19 protein-coding genes and 1 pseudogene are annotated in these 20,294 nt (G+C 47.8%); 9 read left to right on the top strand and 11 right to left on the bottom strand.

Annotation, left to right across the window (positions count from 1 at the left end):
- Positions 1–101 precede the first annotated feature (101 nt).
- Both AC2VDX_RS25170 and AC2VDX_RS25175 read right to left on the bottom strand, forming a co-directional pair.
- The gene (locus AC2VDX_RS25170) at positions 102–437 is read right to left on the bottom strand and encodes a XisI protein (protein WP_378179151.1); all 336 of its coding nucleotides are present in this window, start codon (positions 435–437) and stop codon (positions 102–104) included.
- Positions 425–842 (bottom strand): annotated as a pseudogene (locus AC2VDX_RS25175) (element excision factor XisH family protein). The gene AC2VDX_RS25170 and the pseudogene AC2VDX_RS25175 overlap by 13 nt, the downstream one beginning before the upstream one ends.
- 208 nt (positions 843–1,050) lie before the next feature.
- Here AC2VDX_RS25175 and AC2VDX_RS25180 point away from each other — a divergent pair.
- A complete protein-coding gene (locus tag AC2VDX_RS25180) occupies positions 1,051–1,392 on the top strand; it encodes a XisI protein (protein WP_378179154.1) in 342 nt (113 codons plus the stop codon).
- Between the two features lie 75 nt (positions 1,393–1,467).
- Here AC2VDX_RS25180 and AC2VDX_RS25185 read toward each other — a convergent pair whose 3' ends face one another.
- On the bottom strand, positions 1,468–2,031 hold the full coding sequence (locus AC2VDX_RS25185) for a Uma2 family endonuclease (protein WP_378179157.1): 564 nt from the start codon (positions 2,029–2,031) through the stop codon (positions 1,468–1,470).
- A 190-nt stretch (positions 2,032–2,221) separates the two neighbouring features.
- Between AC2VDX_RS25185 and glgA the strand changes: the two genes are divergently transcribed.
- The 7 genes from glgA (at position 2,222) to plsY (ending at position 8,014) form a co-directional block, all read left to right on the top strand.
- Positions 2,222–3,694: a glycogen synthase GlgA gene (gene glgA, locus AC2VDX_RS25190; RefSeq protein WP_378179160.1), complete on the top strand. Its 1,473-nt coding sequence runs from the start codon at positions 2,222–2,224 to the stop codon at positions 3,692–3,694.
- 47 nt (positions 3,695–3,741) lie between these two features.
- Positions 3,742–3,888: a hypothetical protein gene (locus tag AC2VDX_RS25195; protein ID WP_378179163.1), complete on the top strand. Its 147-nt coding sequence runs from the start codon at positions 3,742–3,744 to the stop codon at positions 3,886–3,888.
- 14 nt (positions 3,889–3,902) lie between these two features.
- Positions 3,903–4,301, top strand: a complete 399-nt coding sequence (locus AC2VDX_RS25200; RefSeq protein ID WP_378179166.1) for a hypothetical protein — start codon at positions 3,903–3,905, stop codon at positions 4,299–4,301.
- Between the two features lie 186 nt (positions 4,302–4,487).
- Entirely contained in the window at positions 4,488–5,285 is a 798-nt protein-coding gene (locus AC2VDX_RS25205; protein WP_378179169.1) for an MlaE family lipid ABC transporter permease subunit, read from the top strand.
- Between the two features lie 289 nt (positions 5,286–5,574).
- Positions 5,575–5,973 carry a DUF3119 family protein gene (locus AC2VDX_RS25210; protein WP_378179172.1) on the top strand — a complete coding sequence of 133 codons (399 nt, stop codon included), beginning with the start codon at positions 5,575–5,577 and terminating at the stop codon, positions 5,971–5,973.
- 73 nt (positions 5,974–6,046) lie between these two features.
- On the top strand, positions 6,047–7,315 hold the full coding sequence (locus AC2VDX_RS25215) for a DUF3086 domain-containing protein (protein ID WP_378179175.1): 1,269 nt from the start codon (positions 6,047–6,049) through the stop codon (positions 7,313–7,315).
- Positions 7,316–7,351: 36 nt separating this feature from the next.
- Positions 7,352–8,014 (top strand): glycerol-3-phosphate 1-O-acyltransferase PlsY, encoded by a 663-nt coding sequence (gene plsY / locus AC2VDX_RS25220; RefSeq protein ID WP_378179178.1) that lies wholly within the window; start codon positions 7,352–7,354, stop codon positions 8,012–8,014.
- Between the two features lie 58 nt (positions 8,015–8,072).
- On the opposite strand, the gene AC2VDX_RS25225 is transcribed toward plsY, so the two are convergent.
- The 8 genes from AC2VDX_RS25225 to AC2VDX_RS25260 form a co-directional block, all read right to left on the bottom strand.
- Entirely contained in the window at positions 8,073–9,599 is a 1,527-nt protein-coding gene (locus tag AC2VDX_RS25225; protein ID WP_378179180.1) for a VanZ family protein, read from the bottom strand.
- 48 nt (positions 9,600–9,647) lie between these two features.
- Positions 9,648–10,460, bottom strand: coding sequence for a pyrroline-5-carboxylate reductase (gene proC / locus AC2VDX_RS25230; RefSeq protein ID WP_378179183.1), 813 nt, complete (start codon positions 10,458–10,460; stop codon positions 9,648–9,650).
- Between the two features lie 109 nt (positions 10,461–10,569).
- Positions 10,570–11,160, bottom strand: a complete 591-nt coding sequence (locus AC2VDX_RS25235) for a cell division protein SepF (RefSeq protein ID WP_378179186.1) — start codon at positions 11,158–11,160, stop codon at positions 10,570–10,572.
- A gap of 197 nt (positions 11,161–11,357) precedes the next feature.
- Positions 11,358–12,029: a YggS family pyridoxal phosphate-dependent enzyme gene (locus AC2VDX_RS25240; RefSeq protein ID WP_378179189.1), complete on the bottom strand. Its 672-nt coding sequence runs from the start codon at positions 12,027–12,029 to the stop codon at positions 11,358–11,360.
- 86 nt (positions 12,030–12,115) lie between these two features.
- The gene (pipX, locus tag AC2VDX_RS25245; protein ID WP_378179191.1) at positions 12,116–12,385 is read right to left on the bottom strand and encodes a transcriptional coactivator PipX; all 270 of its coding nucleotides are present in this window, start codon (positions 12,383–12,385) and stop codon (positions 12,116–12,118) included.
- A gap of 187 nt (positions 12,386–12,572) precedes the next feature.
- Positions 12,573–12,965, bottom strand: coding sequence for a holo-ACP synthase (gene acpS / locus AC2VDX_RS25250; RefSeq protein WP_378179194.1), 393 nt, complete (start codon positions 12,963–12,965; stop codon positions 12,573–12,575).
- A 94-nt stretch (positions 12,966–13,059) separates the two neighbouring features.
- The gene (locus AC2VDX_RS25255; RefSeq protein ID WP_378179197.1) at positions 13,060–14,481 is read right to left on the bottom strand and encodes an anthranilate synthase component I; all 1,422 of its coding nucleotides are present in this window, start codon (positions 14,479–14,481) and stop codon (positions 13,060–13,062) included.
- A 105-nt stretch (positions 14,482–14,586) separates the two neighbouring features.
- Positions 14,587–15,621: a chemotaxis protein CheB gene (locus AC2VDX_RS25260; RefSeq protein ID WP_378179200.1), complete on the bottom strand. Its 1,035-nt coding sequence runs from the start codon at positions 15,619–15,621 to the stop codon at positions 14,587–14,589.
- Between the two features lie 505 nt (positions 15,622–16,126).
- Here AC2VDX_RS25260 and AC2VDX_RS25265 point away from each other — a divergent pair.
- A complete protein-coding gene (locus tag AC2VDX_RS25265) occupies positions 16,127–20,269 on the top strand; it encodes a chemotaxis protein CheB (protein WP_378179494.1) in 4,143 nt (1,380 codons plus the stop codon).
- Positions 20,270–20,294: the final 25 nt, after the last annotated feature.

Genomic DNA, 20,294 nt, shown 5'->3' on the forward strand with positions numbered 1-20,294 from the left:
ATGAAAGCGATCGCCTAACTCGAACAGACCCCAACGCGATCGCTATGGCTCGAACAAACCAAAACGCGATCGCTAGATACGCAAAAACTTGAAAGCGATCGCTAAGCAACCGCATATCCTGTATACTGCCTTACATCCGGTGGATGAAACCCCAAAACGATTTTGTCTTTAGGAATTCCCGCAGCAACCAGTTCCTTAGTTACGCCATCTTCTATATCATCTCGCTGCACCCAAATCTTATCTTCAATAATATCAAGATGAACAAGGCATCCATGAACGCGCCTTGCCGCATCCCAACCCAGAGTAACTAATAAATAGCTATCAGCTAATTCATCAAAAACTGCCTTACAAGTAAGTTCTCCATGAGCGTATGGAATTTTAGTGTACGGTTCAAGAACGCTCTTGATAATCTTTCGATATTTCTCTAGGGTATCCATCGCACAATTACCTCGGTTTGAGCTTCAAATACGATTAGGTTCAGATTTTCATCAGCAATTAAAAGTTGACCAATTGGTTCCTCAAATAGAGAATTAAACGTTGTGTCGCGAACTGCCAGATATAAAGTCCGATTTGGATTGGTTTGACGCATTACAGCTCGGTAAAGAACAAACTGACCGACTGCATTTTTCAGGTCTTCCATTTCGGAAGCACCAACAAAGCTCTTGATCTCTACTGCAATTTTGCGCTCCTCCCGTTCTGCTGCCAAGAGTTGCCGTGCGCCAAGATCGACATACATATCTTTTTTTGCCCCATCGCAGATGAAACGGATCGTGAGAAATTGTCCACCCATCTTTGACGAGTGCATTCTTCATAGCATCGTGATAGATGTCTAGAGCAGGCATAGGCAACCAATGGATAAAGCTTACAGTCCCCTATCCTAAAATTACCTTGGGTTATTGGATATTGATAGGGCTTAAATCTTGTAGATGTAGGAGAGCGATCGCCTCTCTGTACCTTAGTCCTAAAATAAGGATAAAGTTTGGTGCTTCAGATGCCAGCTCAAGGATATTTATCACAACGTTGTCAAATCGGCTCTTATCATTGTTCTCGATGGACAAACTAAATCACTATCGCAACTTAATCAAGAAAATCTTAATGGAATACTATGAGTGGGCATCTAACACTCCTAGAGATGGTGTAGAGGAATGCTTATCATTTGATGAGGTTCGAGATCATTACTTTTGGTTTCACGTTGGCTGGGATGGCAAGCTCAGAGTGCAGGGAGTAATGGTTTACCTGCGAATTCGAGATGGAAAGATTTGGGTTGAGGAGGATTGGACGAAGCAGGGAATTGTGAATGACTTGCTAGAAGCAGGGGTTCCCCATGAAGATATTGTTTTGGGATTTCAGCATCCAAGTAAGCGATCGCTGACGGAGTTTGCAACCGCTTAGCCCCCAATAGAATAGGTTCACCTTGCGATCGCCTAACTCAAACAAGACCAAGACGCGATCGCTAATTAATTTAGGTTACTCCAACAGCCAACAAAACAACTCTCCCACTGTAAGTCGCAGCTCATTAGCAAAAGATGGCACAGGAAGTTGCTGTTCTGATTCATCAAATACTTCCAAAAGCTGATTTGGAAGATAAACAAACACCGTTTGCTCCTTTGGATCGATCAGCCAACCCATTTGAGTGGCATATTTTAGACAATGCAGAATCTTTTTGGTGACTTTCGTTTGGCTTTGGTCGGGCGATAAGATTTCAATTACCCAATCAGGAGCTGCTTGAAAAACGTTAGCAATTTCGCCATTCTCATCGCGGGGAATTCTAGCCCAGGTAAATACGGACACATCTGGCACAATTGATCGTCCGCCAAAAGTACACCGCAGTTCTGAAAAAGCTCTTGCAACGCGCTGAGGCTTGACAACTGCATTGATAGCACCGGGTAGTTCTGTCTGAATTGTGCTGTGTTTCCCTTGCGGCATAGGTTTTTGGATAATTTGACCATCAATGTATTCGTTAGCGGGTTTCGTTTCTGGTAGCTTCAGAAACTCTTCCAAGATTAAGGGTTTGGATGGTGTCTGTACCATTTGCGAAAAGCCTCCTCATAACTCAGACGAACTTTGCTCTCTATTCTACGGGTCGCATCCAGCGAAGGAAGCTGGAATCAAACAACGATGTCCGGCTTGTTTATACCGAATGGTGGGGTCGCTATTGCTTAGGTATATATATACTTTTGTGAAATTAAGAAAATAGATTTCTATCTCAAGAGGAGTAAAAATGTACATCGTACAAATTGCCTCTGAATGCGCTCCTGTCATCAAAGCTGGTGGTTTGGGAGATGTAGTTTACGGGCTGAGTCGGGAGTTAGAAAAACAGGGAAATTGCGTCGAGCTTATTCTGCCTAAGTACGATTGTATGCGGTACGACCACATCTGGGGACTCCACGATGCTTACCGTGACTTGTGGGTACCTTGGTATGGCGGTAAAGTTCACTGTTCAGTTTATTGCGGCTGGGTACACGGGCGGGTGTGTTTCTTTATCGAACCCCACTCTGAAGATAATTTCTTCAATCGAGGCTGTTATTACGGGTGCAACGACGACAATATGCGGTTTGCGTTCTTCAGCAAAGCCGCTTTAGAATTTCTCCTCCAAAGCAACAAGCGACCTGATATCATTCATTGCCATGACTGGCAGACCGGCTTAGTTCCAGTCATGCTCTTCGAGAATTACAAGTATGAGATGGGTCATCAACGGGTTTGCTACACCATTCACAATTTCAAACATCAAGGGATGGGCGGTACAGAGATCCTGTGGGCAACCGGACTGAATAACGAATCTTACTACTTCACTTACGATCGCCTGCAAGATAGCTTCAACCCTTTTGCCTTGAACTTTATGAAAGGGGGGATTGTTTACGCCAACGCCGTGACTACCGTTTCGCCCCACCATGCCTGGGAAGCCCGCTGCACGGAGATCGGCTGTGGTTTAGGTCATACTTTGCATCTGCACCAGGATAAATTCACTGGGGTACTCAACGGCATTGATAATGATTTTTGGAATCCCGAAAGCGATCGCTATATACCCATTCGCTACAGCAAAGAAAACTTTGAAGAAAAAGCCAAGACTAAAAAAGCCCTCCGGGAGAGACTTCTGCTTGGCGACGTTGATAAACCTATCGTTGCCTACATCGGTCGCTTAGACGCTCAAAAAGGCGTTCATCTTGTCCATCATGCCATTTACTACGCGCTCAACAATGGGGCGCAATTTGTGTTGTTGGGTTCGGCAACAGAACCGGGAATCAATGCCCATTTCCAGTACGAAAAAGGCTTTTTGAACGATAATCCTGACGTTCATCTAGAACTTGCCTTTAATGAAGAGTTATCCCACCTGATCTATGCAGGGGCGGATATGATTATTGTCCCTAGCTACTACGAACCTTGCGGACTGACTCAGATGATTGGCTTAAAGTACGGCACGGTGCCAGTTGTGCGGGCAGTGGGTGGACTGGTGAATACTGTGTTTGACCGAGACTACGACCAAACTAAGCCTCCGGAAGAACGGAATGGCTATGTGTTCTATCACAGTGATGAGCTTGCGTTTGAGTCAGCAATGGAGCGTGCTTTTAAGCTGTGGTACAACCATCCGGAAGAGTTTCGCCAGCTTGCGCTTCAGGGTATGGAGTATGACTACTCGTGGAACGATCCCGGAGCGGAATATTTGAAGATTTACGACCAGATTCGACACAAATGAAGCTAAATTGTGGTCGCTGGAATCTGTGAAGTAAGCCTTTTGTGGTTGTGCCTCACTTTTGGGGGGCACAATCTTGCCTGACTTGGGTAAAGACAGCATTTTCTAACGAATTCTGTCAGAATTGCGATCGCGCGACAGAACTCTTGGTGAGGGTTGGAGATTTGGCAACGACGAAAGCGATCGCCGAAGATTAATTTCCACGTAAATTTTGGTAACGATAAAAGGCGTAGGTGTCAAACATGGCTCCAGCAATGCTACAGGTAAAACCGATTACCAGAAGACCTTCGATGGAACACCCGCTGCCGAAGACGGTGAGAAACTCCAAAATCAGCGCTCTGCCGCACTGACTGACTGCTTCGAGGAGGGGAATGTAACCCAGTATGGACAGACTTGCCAACACACTAGCGAACAGGAGAATCGGGGCGGTGAAGCTGAGAAAACTCGTCAGGATGAGGGAACGGAAATAGTTAGGCAAAATGTTCATGAAACCGTGGGTGTGAATGAACTGCCGAGCGTGGAATCGGGAACGATACTTTCAACCTTTATATACAATAGGAGCGATCGCGGACGCTATGCCGATCTGTCAGAAATCTTAAATAAACCTTAAAAATCTTGTTTAAAGTCCGTAAACATATCTCAGAAATTCATTCATTCTTTCTAGAGGAGTGCCGTAGGGGCAGAGTCTCCCCGCCCCTCGAATGCTGAGTTACAACACAAACAGCACAAAAGAGATTCTTGTAGCTCGCCGCTCATCAGCTATGCTTTACAAAGTTGTTGAGTCAGCAGGGCATCCTTGAGCGAGACTACTTCCGGTTCCAGCTTAGAGTTATGGGGTCAGCGATTGCTGGCGGCGATTTTGCTGGGTGGGCAGGTGGTGGTTCACCTCCTGACCAAAAAAATCCATCGGCGCAACACCCTCGACCAAATGGCAATGGTTGGTCCAGAATCGCTCTTAATTGCTCTAGTCACTGCCGGTTTTGTCGGCATGGTATTTACTATTCAGGTGGCGCGAGAATTTGTCAACTTGGGTGCGGGTAGTGCTGTGGGCGGAGTGCTGGCGCTTTCCTTATGCCGGGAACTTGGCCCCGTCCTGACTGCCGTGATTTTGGCGGGACGAGTCGGTTCGGCGTTTGCCGCTGAAATTGGCACGATGCGCGTCACCGAGCAAATTGACGCCCTCTATATGCTGAAAACCGACCCGATTGATTACCTAGTGATTCCCCGCGCGATCGCCTGCTGCTTAATGCTGCCAGTTTTAACCATTTTGTCTATCCTCACCGGCATGGCGGGGGGATTGCTAATTGCTAGAAATCTCTACGGAATTTCCCCAACTATATTTTTAGAGTCTGCCCGGAATTTCCTGCAAGTCTGGGATTTGTGTAGTGCATTAATTAAGGCATTTTGCTTTGGGGCGCTGATTGCCGTAATTGGTTGCAGTTGGGGCTTAACAACCACTGGGGGAGCAAAAGGCGTTGGACAATCGACCACCACGGCAGTCGTCACAGCTTTGCTGGCTATCTTTATTTCTAACTTTTTCTTATCGTGGTTGATGTTTCAGGGAACTGGTAGTGCCGTACTTAAAGGGGTCTGAGGCTGAAAACCTTTAAAATAAATAAAGTTGCAATCCCGATTTTAATCTCGAATCGGGATTTAGACTGCCGCCCCCTGAAAGACTATCCAAATCTCGGATGTGTAGGCTGGGCCCTTAGAACGAAACCCAGCACTGGTGCAGTTTGTTGGGTAACGCTATCGCTCTACCATTCCCTACGATTTTTCAAGAGTTTCAGGAGTTTTGGATAGTCTTTCAGCTGCCGTCCCACTTCAGCTTGTACGCCAAGAAAGTGGGTAGGTCTAGTACGATAGTTTACAATACCGGGTTTATGCCTGTGACTACTACTGCGTCTTCTTTACCATCACAAACTGTTGAACTGGCACCCAGCTACGCACTCCCTTTGGTGTTGGTGGCAGCTTCGATTGGGCTGTTATTAGTTCAACCTTGGGTGAGTTTAGCGATCGCTGCATTTGGGTTGTTCCTGCTGTTTCAGGCGGCAACAATTCGCCTGCAATTCACCGAAACAGCATTAGATGTTTATCGTTCCCAAACCTTAATTCGACGTTTTCCTTACCAAGAATGGCAAAATTGGCAGATATTCTGGACTCCAGTGCCGATTCTGTTTTACTTCAAAGAAGTCAAAAGCATTCACTTTTTGCCGGTTCTCTTCGATCCCAAAATGCTAAAAACTTGCCTGGAACAACGCTGTCCAAAAGTAAGTGCGTAGGGGCACACAGATGCGCGTCCCTACAACTGAGTCCTGAGTAGTTAGTTGTTAGTTGTTAATTGTTAGTTGTTAGATGAATTCAGACGAACCTCAAACCCAAGAACAAGAGCAAGAACAAAAGCAAGAGCAAGCGCCAGTTGTTGAAACATCGGACAATTTAGAAGAGCAAGAAGAGGAAACTGTAACTCCCGATCCAGCCTCAGACAATCTTGTAGCAACGCAAATTGTCGCCGTTGTGGAGGTATTTGATGATTCAGAAGCGGAAATTGTCGCCGTTGTTGAGGCATCAGATAATTCTGAGGAGCCAAGTGTAACTGTAGCGGTGGACAATCCCGCTGACAATGAGACAGTAAAAACGCCAGATCCCGTCTCTGTTCTAGAGCAACGAGTGGCTGATTTACAACGGCAAGAGGAGGCATTAATTCAGGAAATTGCCGCACTGCAAGCTTCTCATAACAAAATGCTGCAAGACCAGATGGCTCAAACTCAAGCGGCTTTAAGTCGCCTGGTGCAGGAGTCTTTGAACGAGCTGGAACAACGCAGACAGACACTACAAATTTCCGTAGAACAACTGGAACGACGACGGGAACGCATCCGAGAGGAAATGCGAAGAAGCTTTGCTGGCACCTCCCAAGAACTGGCAATTCGGGTGCAAGGCTTTAAAGATTATCTCGTCGGTAGCTTACAAGATTTGGTGGTAGCGGCAGAAGAATTGCAACTCCAGAAGGAACCGGAACCCGCAAAGCCAGTTCCAGCGGTGGAATCGAAGGCGGCATCGCCTGTAAACCCCAAATTTACAGAACAGAGCTTTCAATCAACTGCAAAACAAATTCGCAGTATTTTAGACCAGTACCGGACGCGACCTGACTATTATGGCCCGCCCTGGCAATTGCGTCGTACCTTTGAGCCGGTTCATGCGGAGCGAGTTGCGAACTGGTTTTTCGCGCAAGGGGGAAGAGGCGCTTTGCGGACGATGGGCAGTCGCTTGCAAAATATCCTGATTGCTTCGTCGGTCATCTCGGTATTAAGCACGCTGTATGGCGATCGCGTTCGCGCCCTGCTCCTCGCTAACTCCCCAGAACGATTAGGAGAATGGCGGCGGGGTTTACAAGACTGTCTGGGCATTTCCCGCGCTGATTTTGGTCCAGAACAAGGAATTGTTTTGTTTGAATCCCCAGAAGCGGTCGTGCAAAAGGCAGAGCGTCTCGTCAAGGAACGGCAGATGCCGCTGATTATCATTGATGAGACAGAAGAGCAGATTAATCTGTCGCTGCTGCAATTTCCCCTCTGGTTAGCTTTTGCACCCGATCCTCAGCAGATGTCCGCTGATATGAGATATTAGCGACAGACTAATTGAGCTACAAGCAAGAGGCGTTAGATGGGTCTACAGCTGGCTTTAAGTGGGGCATTGTTAATCGCAGCCTATCTCTTAGGCTCGATTCCTACGGGTTATATGGCAGGACGCTGGCTCAAAGGGATTGATATTCGAGAGCAAGGATCTGGCTCGACGGGTGCCACCAATGTTCTCAGAACCCTAGGAAAAGGGCCAGCCATCGTGGTGGTAGCGATCGATCTGTTGAAAGGAGTCGGCGCGATCGCGTTGGTTTACGCCTTGTATACCTTTGCACCAATGCCTGTCCTGCCTGCCACCTGGCAATCTTGGCTAGTCGCTGGCACCGGATTCGCTGCCACCGTCGGTCATAGTAAATCTGTCTGGCTGAACTTCACGGGTGGTAAATCAGTTGCAACTAGCCTCGGCGTTTTATTAGCCATGTCCCTACCAGTGGCGTTGGGAACGGCGGCGGTGTTTGGCGTGGTTATCGCCGTTTCTCGAATTGTCTCCCTCGGTTCCATTGCGGGCGCGATCGCGGTTTCCATTTTGATGCTAATTTTCAAGCAGCCGTTACCTTATCTAATATTTGCGAGCGCTGGCGGTATCTACGTCGTCTGGCGACACCGCAGCAACATTGAGCGTTTACTTGCCGGTACCGAACCCCAAGTAGGTCAAAAATTAGCAACAGAACCCGAACAAAGTTCCTAACGAGTAGAGATGCGTAAGCGTTCCGGTACTCAATGCCATTTCGCGTCTCTGCTCTTTTTTATGCTGCTATCTCGCCGCGTAACCAAGATTCAGCCCACCGTTTCACGATTAGCATGGTGCTAACAGCAAGTGCCATGCTAAAGAGTAGATTCTCCAGCCTAATTGCTCTCTGAGTTCCAGTTGCTAACATGACTTCCAATATTAAAGCGGGGGCTAAAATTCCTCCACAAAGCAATAAGGCATAAAAAATAACTTTTCCCCTGGTTTTAGCACGAATGAGTGCTAAAAATAAACCGAGAGGGATAAAGATTAATCCATAATACAAAATCTTGTAGATTTCTAGCTTGATACTATTAGCATCAAAAGGTAATAGCTGAAAAGTCATCACTTCGGGAATCAGTTTCAGGGCGTAGGGTTGTTTTACTCCATCTATGTAAATTTGAAGAATTGACCCTTTATAGGTGAGAAGCAGCTGATGATTGTTGGTGTCCCCAAAAACATCTGGAACATTTAGTTGATAACTTGTGGCATTTTTTCCGGTGATTGGAGTTCGCACTCGAAACACTAAATCCGATCCCTTTTGTCCAAGGGTAAAATTGCGGTTTTCATCATCTGCTGAAAGTGAAATAATTCGGGCAGGGCCATGCTGCATTATGTCCGCAGTAGCGACAACGGCACCTAGCGTAAATTGAGAAGTTGCGGCAATCTTTTGTGTCATCAAAGCTACAGAGCTTTTTGTCTCTAGCCAATGATTGGAATCGAGAGAAACACCTCTTTGATCCTGAGTGGTTGGAGAATTTTGTCGCCAAGATAAATCTGGAAGGTGCCCAGTTAAATCGGGGTAACTGCCTGTACCTGCCAACTGATATACAGCTACTAGGTATTTTTTGATTGCAGAAAATGGAATTTCCGAGGAAAATGCGGATTCTGCTTCTTGGTCTGAAACTGCTTTATTCGCGACATATAGCTCGGAAATATATCCTTTCCAAGGTCTATTTCCCGTTGGCTCATTGCCAATACTCAGCGGGAAAGTTTGATTCCAATTGCTGAGACTTCCAGAATTTTGCCAAACGAGCGTTGTTATAAAAATCAATATAATATATCCAATAAAAACAGCCGTTAACTTTTTGATTGAAAGGAAACTCTTATTGCTTCTAACAAGATTTAAGGTGGCTCCCTGGATTTTATCTTTCCCCACACGAAAGCATAAAAAGCCGATAAAAGCACCTAAAATACTGGAACCAATATCAAATAAAGAGGAACTTCGAGAAGGGATAAATAATTGCAAAACCTCAATTATAAAACTCAAACAAAAAGAAGTTAATAAGGTGAAACCAAGTATCTTTATTCCTGGAAATCTTTTTCGCTGTGTCAAACAGGAAAAGGTAAAACCAAAAGGAAAAAATAATAAAACGTTAGTGATTAAGTCGTAAAAATTTCTTAATTTAAAAAATTCTGAAGTGAGAAAGCGATAGTTTATTTTAATAGCATTCTCTTTAAAGGCGAAATCATAAGGAAAGAGTGTAACAGCTAGTATCAGCAAAAGGCTAAAAATAAAGATTCTACTCGCCCATTTTTGCCACATAAAGTATTGTTAACAAATCATTTTACTTCTGGCAGCATGAAGAGTATCTTAACGACCAAGCTCCTGAGAGCGCCGAGAAGCCGCCACCACTGCTTCAATCAAAGCCGAACGGAAACCAGCCCTTTCTAACTGGGCAATCCCAGCGATAGTTGTACCTCCAGGGCTAGTCACTCGGTCTTTGAGTTGAGCGGGATGCATTCCCGATTCGTGCAAGAGCTGGGCAGTCCCCAGAACGGTTTGTAGGGCTAACGAAGACGCGATCGCTCTTGGCAATCCAGCCGCCACCCCACCATCTGCGAGCGCTTCCACCATCAGTGCCACATAAGCCGGACCCGAACCCGAAAGTCCTGTCACCGCATCCATTAAGGATTCTGGCACCTCAACCACCTCTCCCACCGCCTGGAAGATCGCCTTTGCCTGTTCTAGGTGGCGCTTGGTGGCGTGCTGACCAAGCGCGATCGCACTCATTCCCGCCCCTACCGTCGCCGGAGTATTCGGCATCGCCCGAATCACTGGAGCCTGGGGAAAAGCCACTTCCAGTTGACTCAAAGAAACACCCGCCATAATCGAAATAACCACCGGCGGCGACTCTTGGGCAGAAATTTCCTTCGCCAAGTCTGCCGCCACCGCTGCAAACACTTGAGGTTTAATCGCCAGTAACAGCACATCCCTTGCCGCCGCCACCGCCCGATTCTCTGCCGTCACCTGGATGCCGTACTGCTGCGCCAAAAAGTCTCGCCGCTCTCTTTGCGGCTCGCTCACCAAGACTTCCTCTGGGGCATAAAGCTGCTTTTGCATCAGGCGGGATAACAGAGCTTCTCCCATTACCCCGCCACCAATCATGCCGAATTTAGTAGCCAACCTCATCTCCCGATCCCTATCAGCATGAAAAGTCCGCTGTCGGCGGTCAGTTGTTTTGAGTCTTTACGACTAACCATTGACCGCTAACAAGCGTATCGACTCAGAACTTTTACTGCGCCATCCGAGTCGGTTCGTTTGACCAAGCTGGGGAGGGAGCAGAGGGACGGGGAATCCGTACTTGCGGTTGAGGCACTTCGTGAACCACGCCAGTCTGGGTACTGACTTGAACGCAGCTTGGTGTAAACAGAAAGATACTTTCGCCGATTCGCTCTTGGTGCCCATCGATTGCATAAGTGCCACCGGCAACAAAGTCTACAGCCCGTTGCGCCTGATCTGGGTCCATAATCGTCAGGTTTAACACCACTGACTTCCGTTCGCGCAAAGCTTGAATTGCTTGGGGCATTTCTTCAAAAGAACGCGGCTCCATCACGACCACTTCCGAAATACCATTCACCGATCCGGGCATACCAATTACATTATTCATTGTTGTCCCCATTTCTACTTCTCGTGCAACAGGTGTGCTTGTCCGCGTCCGACGGCTCTGGCGACGTTCTTCTTCTGCTGTCGTCGGTTGAGGATGCTGTTCTTGATAGAGATTTTGGTACTCTTCTGCATCCGCTTCTTCGTACTCGTCATACTCGTAGTTGGCTGGCTCATTGAGACCCACGAAATCTCGTAGCTTAGAAAAAATATTATTCACAGTTCACGCTCCATCACAATTTAAGGTTAGACTCTGGGGCTGGGATCGCAGGGCACCCTTGAGGCAGCAGTCCTAGTTTAAGGAAACGACAATAACAATCATATAGTCGTGCTGGCAATATAATATCCGATGCCTGTTAATTACCCTACTCATCTATTCGGAGTAGATGTTGACTTTTGTTGGCGTAGTGGGACTTTTCAGGGTGTCCGTTCCCCAAAAAGAATTCGCCCCAAACGTACCATCGTTGCCCCAGCTTGCACGGCTAGAGGGTAATCATCCGACATTCCCATTGATAGCTGCTGCATTTGAATATTCGACCAGTTTTGCTGTCTGATTTCATCGGCTAATTTGCGGGTGCTATCAAATACTGACAGAATTTCAGAAGCATTGAGATCGAAAGGGGGAATTGTCATCAAACCTTGAATTTGCAGATTGTAGCACTCATTCAGGGCTGGTAAATCGGCAAGCAGTTCGGGAACTGTCCAACCGTACTTGTTAGGATCTGGCAGCAGTTTGACTTGGAGGCAGATGAAGGGCGGACGCGACAGCTCAAGCGCCAGTTGGTTCAATCGTTGGGCTAATTTTAAACTATCTATAGAGTGAATCCACTGAAATTGTTCTAGGGCTTTTCGAGCTTTATTACTCTGGAGGTGTCCAATCAGGTGCCAGGTGATGTCTGGTAAATCTTGCAGTTGCGCTTGTTTGAGTTCAGCTTCAGATATGCGACTTTCGCCGAAATCCCGTACTCCCGCTGCATAAGCTTCGCGCATGGCTTCAGGGGAAACCTGTTTAGTAACGGCGATGAGGCGGACAGATTCCGGCAGTTGTTGGCGAATTTGAAAAAGGCGTTGGGCGATCGCTCCAGTCATTAGACTTCACTTGAAAATAGGCACAGAAGCAAGAATTAAAAATGCTTGCATTAAACATCCTTTTTTAACTTTATAATCGCTTGCCCCTATTGAAATGTTCGCTTATGAATAGCCTGAAGCCCTTCGTAATCCTCCATTTGACCACTGCGACGGAGCATCCGCAAACGGTTTTCCACCATGAGGCGACCATCGCTACGGGTAATCGGTTCAAACTTGATGCCGCTAGGACTGGTATTCACCAAAAAGAAGAGACGCTGGGCATAAAGGGTCGTAAATAATTCCTGGCTGTCCTCAAGCAGACACACTCTGTAAAGTAAGCCAAATGTAGGGTGATTTAAATAGGTTTCGCTGCTCATTAACATCCACGCGAAGAATGTCCATCCTTAAGTGAGAGATTGGGAAAAGTCAAAGAGTGTAAGCGGCAGTGCGATCGCGCCCGCCGCTCTCTGTTGAAACCCAAGAGTTTCACTCTAGTTCAAACTATGCAGATGATAGCTTGATTCGGGCACCTCAGAGATAATGTTTGAGAATTGGCGGCGCTTTTTAGCGTAAGCAAACGAGGATGGCTGTGGCTACAGAATAATCCCCATCATGGCTGATGCTTAGCTGCCACTGACAATCTCCCCAGCCTGCTGTCTGGGCGGCAGCTGAATGGTGGAGAAACACTTGCGGCGCACCCGTGGGTAGGCGTCGAATCTCAATATCGGTGTAGCTGACTCCCCGCCACCCAGTTCCCAGTGCTTTAGCAACGGCTTCTTTTGCCGCCCAGCGCCCTGCTAGCTGGTTGATAGAAAGGCGGCTGCTATCGTCTTGAGTGTACCCGCAATCTTGTTGTTCATCTAGGGTATAGACGCGCTGCAAGAAGCGATCGCCAAAGCGTTCAACAGCTGCTTTAATCCGAGGCATATACACAATATCCGTTCCCAGCCGAATCATTCTGTTGCTAGTTGCTAATGGCGAATGGCTAATTGTTCAAAACCGTGTCTGACCACGAGCCACTCGTCAATGACACTTGACGAATGACCAAGAACTAATCACTAATAACATTAAAACTTCCCAGGGCTGCTAGCAGAGCTTGAGCTTTGTGTAGAGACTCATGCCATTCTCGCTCTGGATCGCTATCGGCAACAATTCCCGCCCCGACTTGCCCGTAAACCATCGCTACATCGGCACGATTGGGATAGAGGAGGGTGCGGATCAATATATTTAAGTCCAAGTCTCCACGCCAATCGAGAAAGCCACAGGAACCGTAGAACAAATTGCGACGCACGGGTTCGAGTTCTTCAATGATTTCCATGCAGCGGACTTTCGGGCAGCCAGTGATGGTGCCGCCGGGGAAGAAGGCGCGAATCAGGTCAACAGCGTCGTAGTTTGGGCGAATTTTGCCGATGACGTTGCTCACGAGGTGCATGACATGGCTGTAGCGCTCAATCGTGAAAAGTTCGTTGACTTCTACAGAACCCCACTCGCACACTCGCCCCAAGTCGTTCCGCTCTAAATCCACCAGCATAATGTGTTCGGCTCTTTCTTTGGCATTGGCAATCAAGTCTTGCGCCAGATGCTCGTCGAGGGCGGGCGTGGTGCCGCGCGATCGCGTTCCCGCAATCGGTCGCGTTTGCGCTTGTCGATCTTGCATCTGAACCAATCGTTCTGGAGAACAGCTGATGAGTGCCCCCCACGGCGTCTGCCAATAGCTGGCAAAGGGAGAAGGATTGATTTGGTGTAACGCCTGATAAATCGCCCAAGGATGGGCAGTGATGTGGCTTTCAAAGCGTATGGAAAGATTTGCCTGAAAGATATCTCCAGCTTGAATATACTTTTTCGCTTGCCGCACCGCATCTTCGTAATCAGTTTGGGGCGTCCAAAAATGGAAGTGAGGGGATTTGGGATTTTGGATTGAAGAATCTGCTATCCCGCACTGGGTTCGGCTCTTTTGCTCCAGCAGGCTTTGCAAGGAATCGAGTTCGGCTTCATCGCTAGCGGCTAGCCATAGCGTTTGTTTCCAGTGGTCGAGGACGGCAAATGACGCCGGTTCATACCAATAAGCAACAGGGAATGGCAGCGGGTCAGAGTTTAAATTGGGTAGCTGCTCAATCTCCCAAGCCAGGTCATAACCCAGCCATCCCAGCCAGCCGCCGGTGAAAGGCAGTTCTGAGTGCGCCCCTATCGACTCATCCTTGAAGGCAGAACGTTGCAGCAAGCGGCGCAGGAAGGGGAGGATCTCTCCGACGGGTGGAGTCCACATTGCCTGCGCTCCATCTACAAGGCGCGGGGCACCGGCACAAATGGAATATCGAGCGATCGCTCTGTTCGCTTCAGTTGAGTGTTGGAGTGGATTGTAGGGACTTTCAAGTAGCGTGGCAATTTTACCTGCGTCTAGAAACAGGGCGGCGAATACTTCTGAGCCAGTTCGATGTTGTAGAGGAAGCGATCGCCAGAACCAAGGTTTCATGAAAATTAAAAATTAAAAATTTAAAGAAAAAAATTAAGAATTTAAAGAAGGAATTAAGAATTTTCTTCATTTTTAATTTTGCATTTTTAAGGTTTTCTTGCTGCTCTAAGACTCTTCATCTTCTTCGGCAATGCTGCGTTTTGTGGCAAAGCCGTTTAGAATTATTTCGCGAATCAAGGATACCTCTTTATCTAAGCTTTCCGCATGATCTTCATATTTTGTTGCCGCTTTCTGTAAATTGTAATTTTTCATTCGCTCTGCCATTTGACGCGAAAACGTTACCTTTTCCTCCATAGCTCGAACAGCCGACCACAAAGCGTTTTCTACATTCTGAGTTTGCTCTGATAGAAAAACATTAGCAGTAAAGGAATGCCCTATATGACAGCGAAATCGGCTCGGTTCTTCTTTGCCAATTTGCCAAATGCTACCATTGCACTCAGGACAGGTGTAAGTTGTCCGCGTCCCAATCTGTTCTACGTTTTTCAAAAAATCCTTAGTGTTCATTGCCTGTTCAGCAATATTTGATTCAATTTCTATATCTTTAGTCACTGGGTATGCCTCCTCCTCTACTGCGGGAACACTTGCTAAACGCACCAAGAGGTCTGGGATTTCTGCAAGCGGAATGCAGTAATCTACCTTGACATACCGCAGTGCGCTCTTTGCCATACTTGGGTATTCTGCTTCTTTCGGGTCTTGAACGATCGCAAGTCCGCCCCGTTTCTTGACCGCCTGTAGCCCCACTGTGCCATCATCCAAGTAGCCAGTGAGAACCACACCCACAACCCTTGAACCATAAGTGCGAGCGGCTGAACGGAATAACGCATCGATTGCGGGTCTAAATCGGTTTTCTTGCGGTCCACGCACTACACGCATCACTCCGCTGTTGACTAACAGATGATGATCGGGTGGGGCGATGTAAATTCGCCCGGTTTTGATTTTCTCTCCGTCTGTCGGGTGAGACGCGGGGAGAGAGCCGACATCTTCAAGAATCTGGGGCAGAATACTCGGCTTATCTGCTGCAAGATGTTGAACAATAAAGAAGACAGTATTGATGTCAGTGGGCAGACCGCTAACGATAGTACTCAGCGCTTTGAGTCCGCCTGCCGAAGTCCCAATGACGATGATGTCGTGTCCCGGCATAGATTCTTTTTGTGACCGCTAGTTGCACTTAGTCAATTCTATCTCTGCCAGTACAAGTTACACTTCACATATAGCCAGAGCATTGCGCTTCCCGTTTCTTCTTTGCTCTATCCGCGATTTGAGAGGTTAGTTTATCCTTAAGAGCCTTATTTTGACAGACACCCTGAAGCGTGGAGCTACACATCCAAAGCCTGACGAGAGCAGGCTCGAAAATCATTGATTTTTCGCGAGTCCAAAGCAGGCGATAGCGAAGCGCTGACTTGTCAGTTCGCGCGTTTGTATAGCCCCTGGGTAAAGCCTAGGGGCAGTTGGTGCAAGATGTAAATAAACCGACCTAGAATATAAACCTGAGCTGCTAAATAATTGCAGTACCAGACTTCTTCTTATGACCTCCGCTCAACCCTTGCAAACTACATCCGAATCCACTGCTGCTGAAGCGATCGACGCGACGCAGCAAGAGATCGACGCGACGCAGCAAGAGATCGACGCGACGCAGCAAGATAATATGGATGCTCCCTTTCCCATCGTTGGAGTTGCCGCTTCTGCCGGAGGGTTGGAAGCATTTACCGAGTTACTCAGGCACTTACCCACAGATACCGGGATGGCGTTTGTGCTGATTCAGCATCTATCCCCCAATCACGAGAGTCTGTTGTGCGAGATTCTCGCCAGAACGACGCAAATGCCTGTGCAGGAGGTGCAGTCTGGGATGACTGTGGAGCCGAATCAGGTTTACGTGATTCCGCCCAACACCAAGATGGTGCTGTCTCAAGGGATGCTGCAACTGACGCCGCGAGAGAAAGTTCAAGGGAAATATATGCCGGGTGATGCCTTCTTTGTATCCTTGGCATCCGATCGCGGACACAAAGCGATCGCCGTGGTTTTATCAGGATCGGATGGAGACGGTTCGCTGGGGCTGAAGGCAATCAAGGCAGCCGGAGGCGTGACGTTTGCTCAGTGTGAAGACACAGCAAAATTCGACAGTATGCCCATTACCGCTGTCGCCACAGGGAATGTCGATTTTATTCTGCCGCCGGAAAAGATTGCCGAAGAACTGGCCAACTTCAGTCGCAATCCGCTACTGGTTTACCCACTGCCGCCGATCGCGGTTGCGGAATTGCTTGAGCCGGGAGATGCCCTGGTAACGATTTTTGCGTTATTGCGAACGGCCACTGGTGTTGATTTCAGCCACTACAAGCCCACCACGCTCGCTCGCCGAATCCAGCGACGGATGCTGTTGTACAAGCTGGAAAACTTGGAGGATTATGCTCGCTATTTGCAAGACAATCCGGCTGAAGTCAAGGCGCTCTATGAAGAAATTCTGATCCACGTCACCAGCTTTTTCCGCGACCCGGAAGCGTTTCAACTGTTGAAAAAGCAAGTCTTTCCCACGATTACGCAAAATAAGTCGGGATTTCCGATTCGGATATGGATCGCGGGATGTTCGACAGGTGAAGAGGTTTACTCAATCGCCATCTGCCTGCTGGAGTTTTTGGAGAATCAAGCAACCCAGCCGCAGATCCAGATTTTTGCAACAGATATTAGCGAAACGGCGATCGACAAAGCCAGGTCAGGCATTTATCAAGAGAATCAGATGATAGATGTCTCATCAGAACGCCGCCGCAGATACTTTAATGCCATTGAGGAGGGCGGCTACCAAATCAGTAAGGCTGTGCGCGAACTGTGTGTGTTTGCCCGCCAAGACTTGGGCAGCGATCCGCCTTTTTCCAACCTGGATCTGATTAGCTGTCGGAATGTGCTGATTTATTTGGGAGAGACGCTGCAAAAACGGATCGTGCCCATCTTCCATTACAGTCTCAACCCGACTGGCTTTCTGCTGCTTGGCACCTCAGACAGTACAGGTAAATACTCGGAATTGTTTACTTCAATTGACAAAAAGTACAAAATCTATGCCAAGAAGCTAACCACCACTCATCCAACTTTTTCTTTTGTTACCAGCAATCATGCGATCGCCAAAGGGGACCGTCAGCCGATGAAGCAGAATCCGACTGATGGCTTTGACTTACAGAAGAAGACTGACCAACTGATCTTGAATTACTATGCCCCAGTGGGTGTGGCGATCAACAACAAGATGGAGGTGCTGCAACTTCGGGGAGAAATCGATCTTTACCTAAAACTTGTATCTGGAACAGCCAATCTCAACTTATTCAATATGGTGCGAGAGGGCTTGCTGATGGAGCTACGCGCCGCCATTTATCAAGCGCAACGGCAAGAGATTCCAGTCAGAAAGAACGGGGTACGGATTGAAGAGGGCGATCGCTCCAGAATTGTCAATCTTCAGGTGATTCCGTTTAAAGCTCCGACTGCTGAAGAACGCTACTTTTTAGTTCTGTTTGAAGAAGCTCCACCTACGGTGAACAGCCTCAGCCCGATCGATCCTGAAAGCCCAGAGCCGGGAGACTTAGAGCTTGAGAATGCTGGGCTGAGGCAGGAACTCGCGGCTGTAAACCTAGAACAGGCAGCGACTCAGGAGTATCTGCAAGCGGTGATTCAAGAGCAGGAGAACATCAATCAAGACCTCAAAGTTGCCAATGAAGAAATCCTGTCGAGTAACGAGGAGTTGCAAAGCACCAATGAGGAGTTAGAAACTGCCAAAGAAGAAATTCAGGCAACCAATGAAGAACTCAACACGACAAACGAAGAACTTCGTTTTCGTAATCTTGAATTAAACCAAGTTAACAACGATTTGACGAATTTGCTTGCCAGCATCAATATTCCGATTTTGATATTGACAAACGACTTACGGATTCGGCGTTTTACGCCAATGGCGCAGAGACTGTTCAATTTCATTCCCGCCGATACCGGACGACTTCTCAGCGACATCAGAGCCAATCTCAACATTCCTGACTTAGAACCGCTGATTTTGGAGGTACTTGAATCGCTTAGCGTCAAGGAGCTAGAAGTCCAAACTAAAGAGGGGCATTGGTACAACCTCCGCATCCGTCCTTATCGCACTACAGAAAACCAGATTGACGGCGTGGTGTTAGTGTTGGTCGATATTGATGCCCTTAAACGCAGTGCAGCCACGCTAGAATCCGCCCGGAATTACGCGGAAGCAATTGTGGAGACGGTACAAGTGCCATTAATCGTGCTTGATTCTGACTTCCGGGTGAACAAAGCCAATCGATCGTTCTATGAAACGTTTCAGGTTTCGCCACCAGAAACCGCGCAATCGCCGATCTTTGAACTGGGGAATGGTCATTGGAACTTGCCCGGACTGCGATCGCTTCTAGAAAACCTTCTTGCCAACGATACCAATATTCAAAACTTTGAGGTTGAGCATTGGTTTGAGGGAATTGGACAGAAAACCATGCTGCTAAATGGTTGGAAAGTTATTCAAGAGGGCGATGCTCAAATGATTTTGCTGGCGATTGAAGACATCACCGAACGGAAGCAGTTTGAGACAGAGCGATCGCATCTCTTGACGCAGGAACAGTCAGCTCGTCAACAGGCGGAGACGGCAAATCTAGCCAAAGATGACTTCCTCTCAAACCTCTCCCATGAACTTCGTAACCCGCTCAATAGTATGCTGGGCTGGGCGCAACTTCTCCTCAAACGCCAGCGCCAGCTAGATGAAGTAACAGTCACTCGCGCCTTGGAAGCGATCGAACGGAGTGCTAAGGCGCAAGCTCAATTAATTGAGGATCTGTTGGATGTTTCACGGATTACGAGCGGGAAACTTCATCTAAACACTCGTCCAATTGATTTGGTCTCAGTAGTGAGTGCAGCCATTGAGTCTGTGCAATTGTCCGCCGAGACGAAAAATATTCAAATTGTTTCGCAGTTGAACTCGGTGACAGTTGTGGGAGATAGCGATCGCTTACAACAAGTTCTGTGGAATTTACTTACTAACGCTATTAAGTTCACGCCATCCGGTGAGCGCGTGGAAATCACGCTGGAACCTGTGCAGACTCACGCCCAGATTCGAGTCAGCGACACGGGACAAGGCATCCGAGCCGACTTGCTCCCGTATGTGTTCGATCGCTTCCGCCAAGGAGATTCCAGCAGTAGCAAAGCGAGTCAGGGACTCGGATTGGGCTTGTCGATCGTCCGTCATCTTGTGGAACTTCACGGCGGCACAGTTCAAGCAGAGAGTCCAGGCGAGGGGCAAGGAACCACAATGACCGTGAGACTGCCTCTGCAATCGATGCCACCGGAGTTTACACCGCTGAGTTATTTAGAGCCGAGCGATTTGGAAGAGCCGCTGGATGCCTTGAGTGGTGAAATTCCATCCCTTGAAGGCTTATGCGTCTTGGCTGTAGATGATGAGGCAGCTAGCCGCGACCTCATGAAGTGGATGTTGGAAGATTTGGGAGTTGAAGTGGTGGTTGTTTCCTCGACCAGGGAAGCGATCGCGGCTCTGACTGAAAACCCTACTAGATACGATGTGCTGCTAGCAGATATTGGGATGCCAGAGGAAGATGGTTACTGCTTGATTCGTCAGGTGAGAGAGCTTGACGTTGAAGCCGGAGGACAAATTCCGGCAGCGGCAACCACTGCCTACGTTAGCGAACAAGAGCGTCAAAGGGCAATCTCTGCTGGGTTCCAAATGCATCTGGCTAAACCGATTAACCCTACTCAATTGCGATTTATGATTGCGAACTTGGTTGGACGAGCTGGTAAGAGTTGAAAGCAGAGTTGAAAGCTTTGTTATA

Source organism: Coleofasciculus sp. H7-1 (assembly GCF_057473865.1).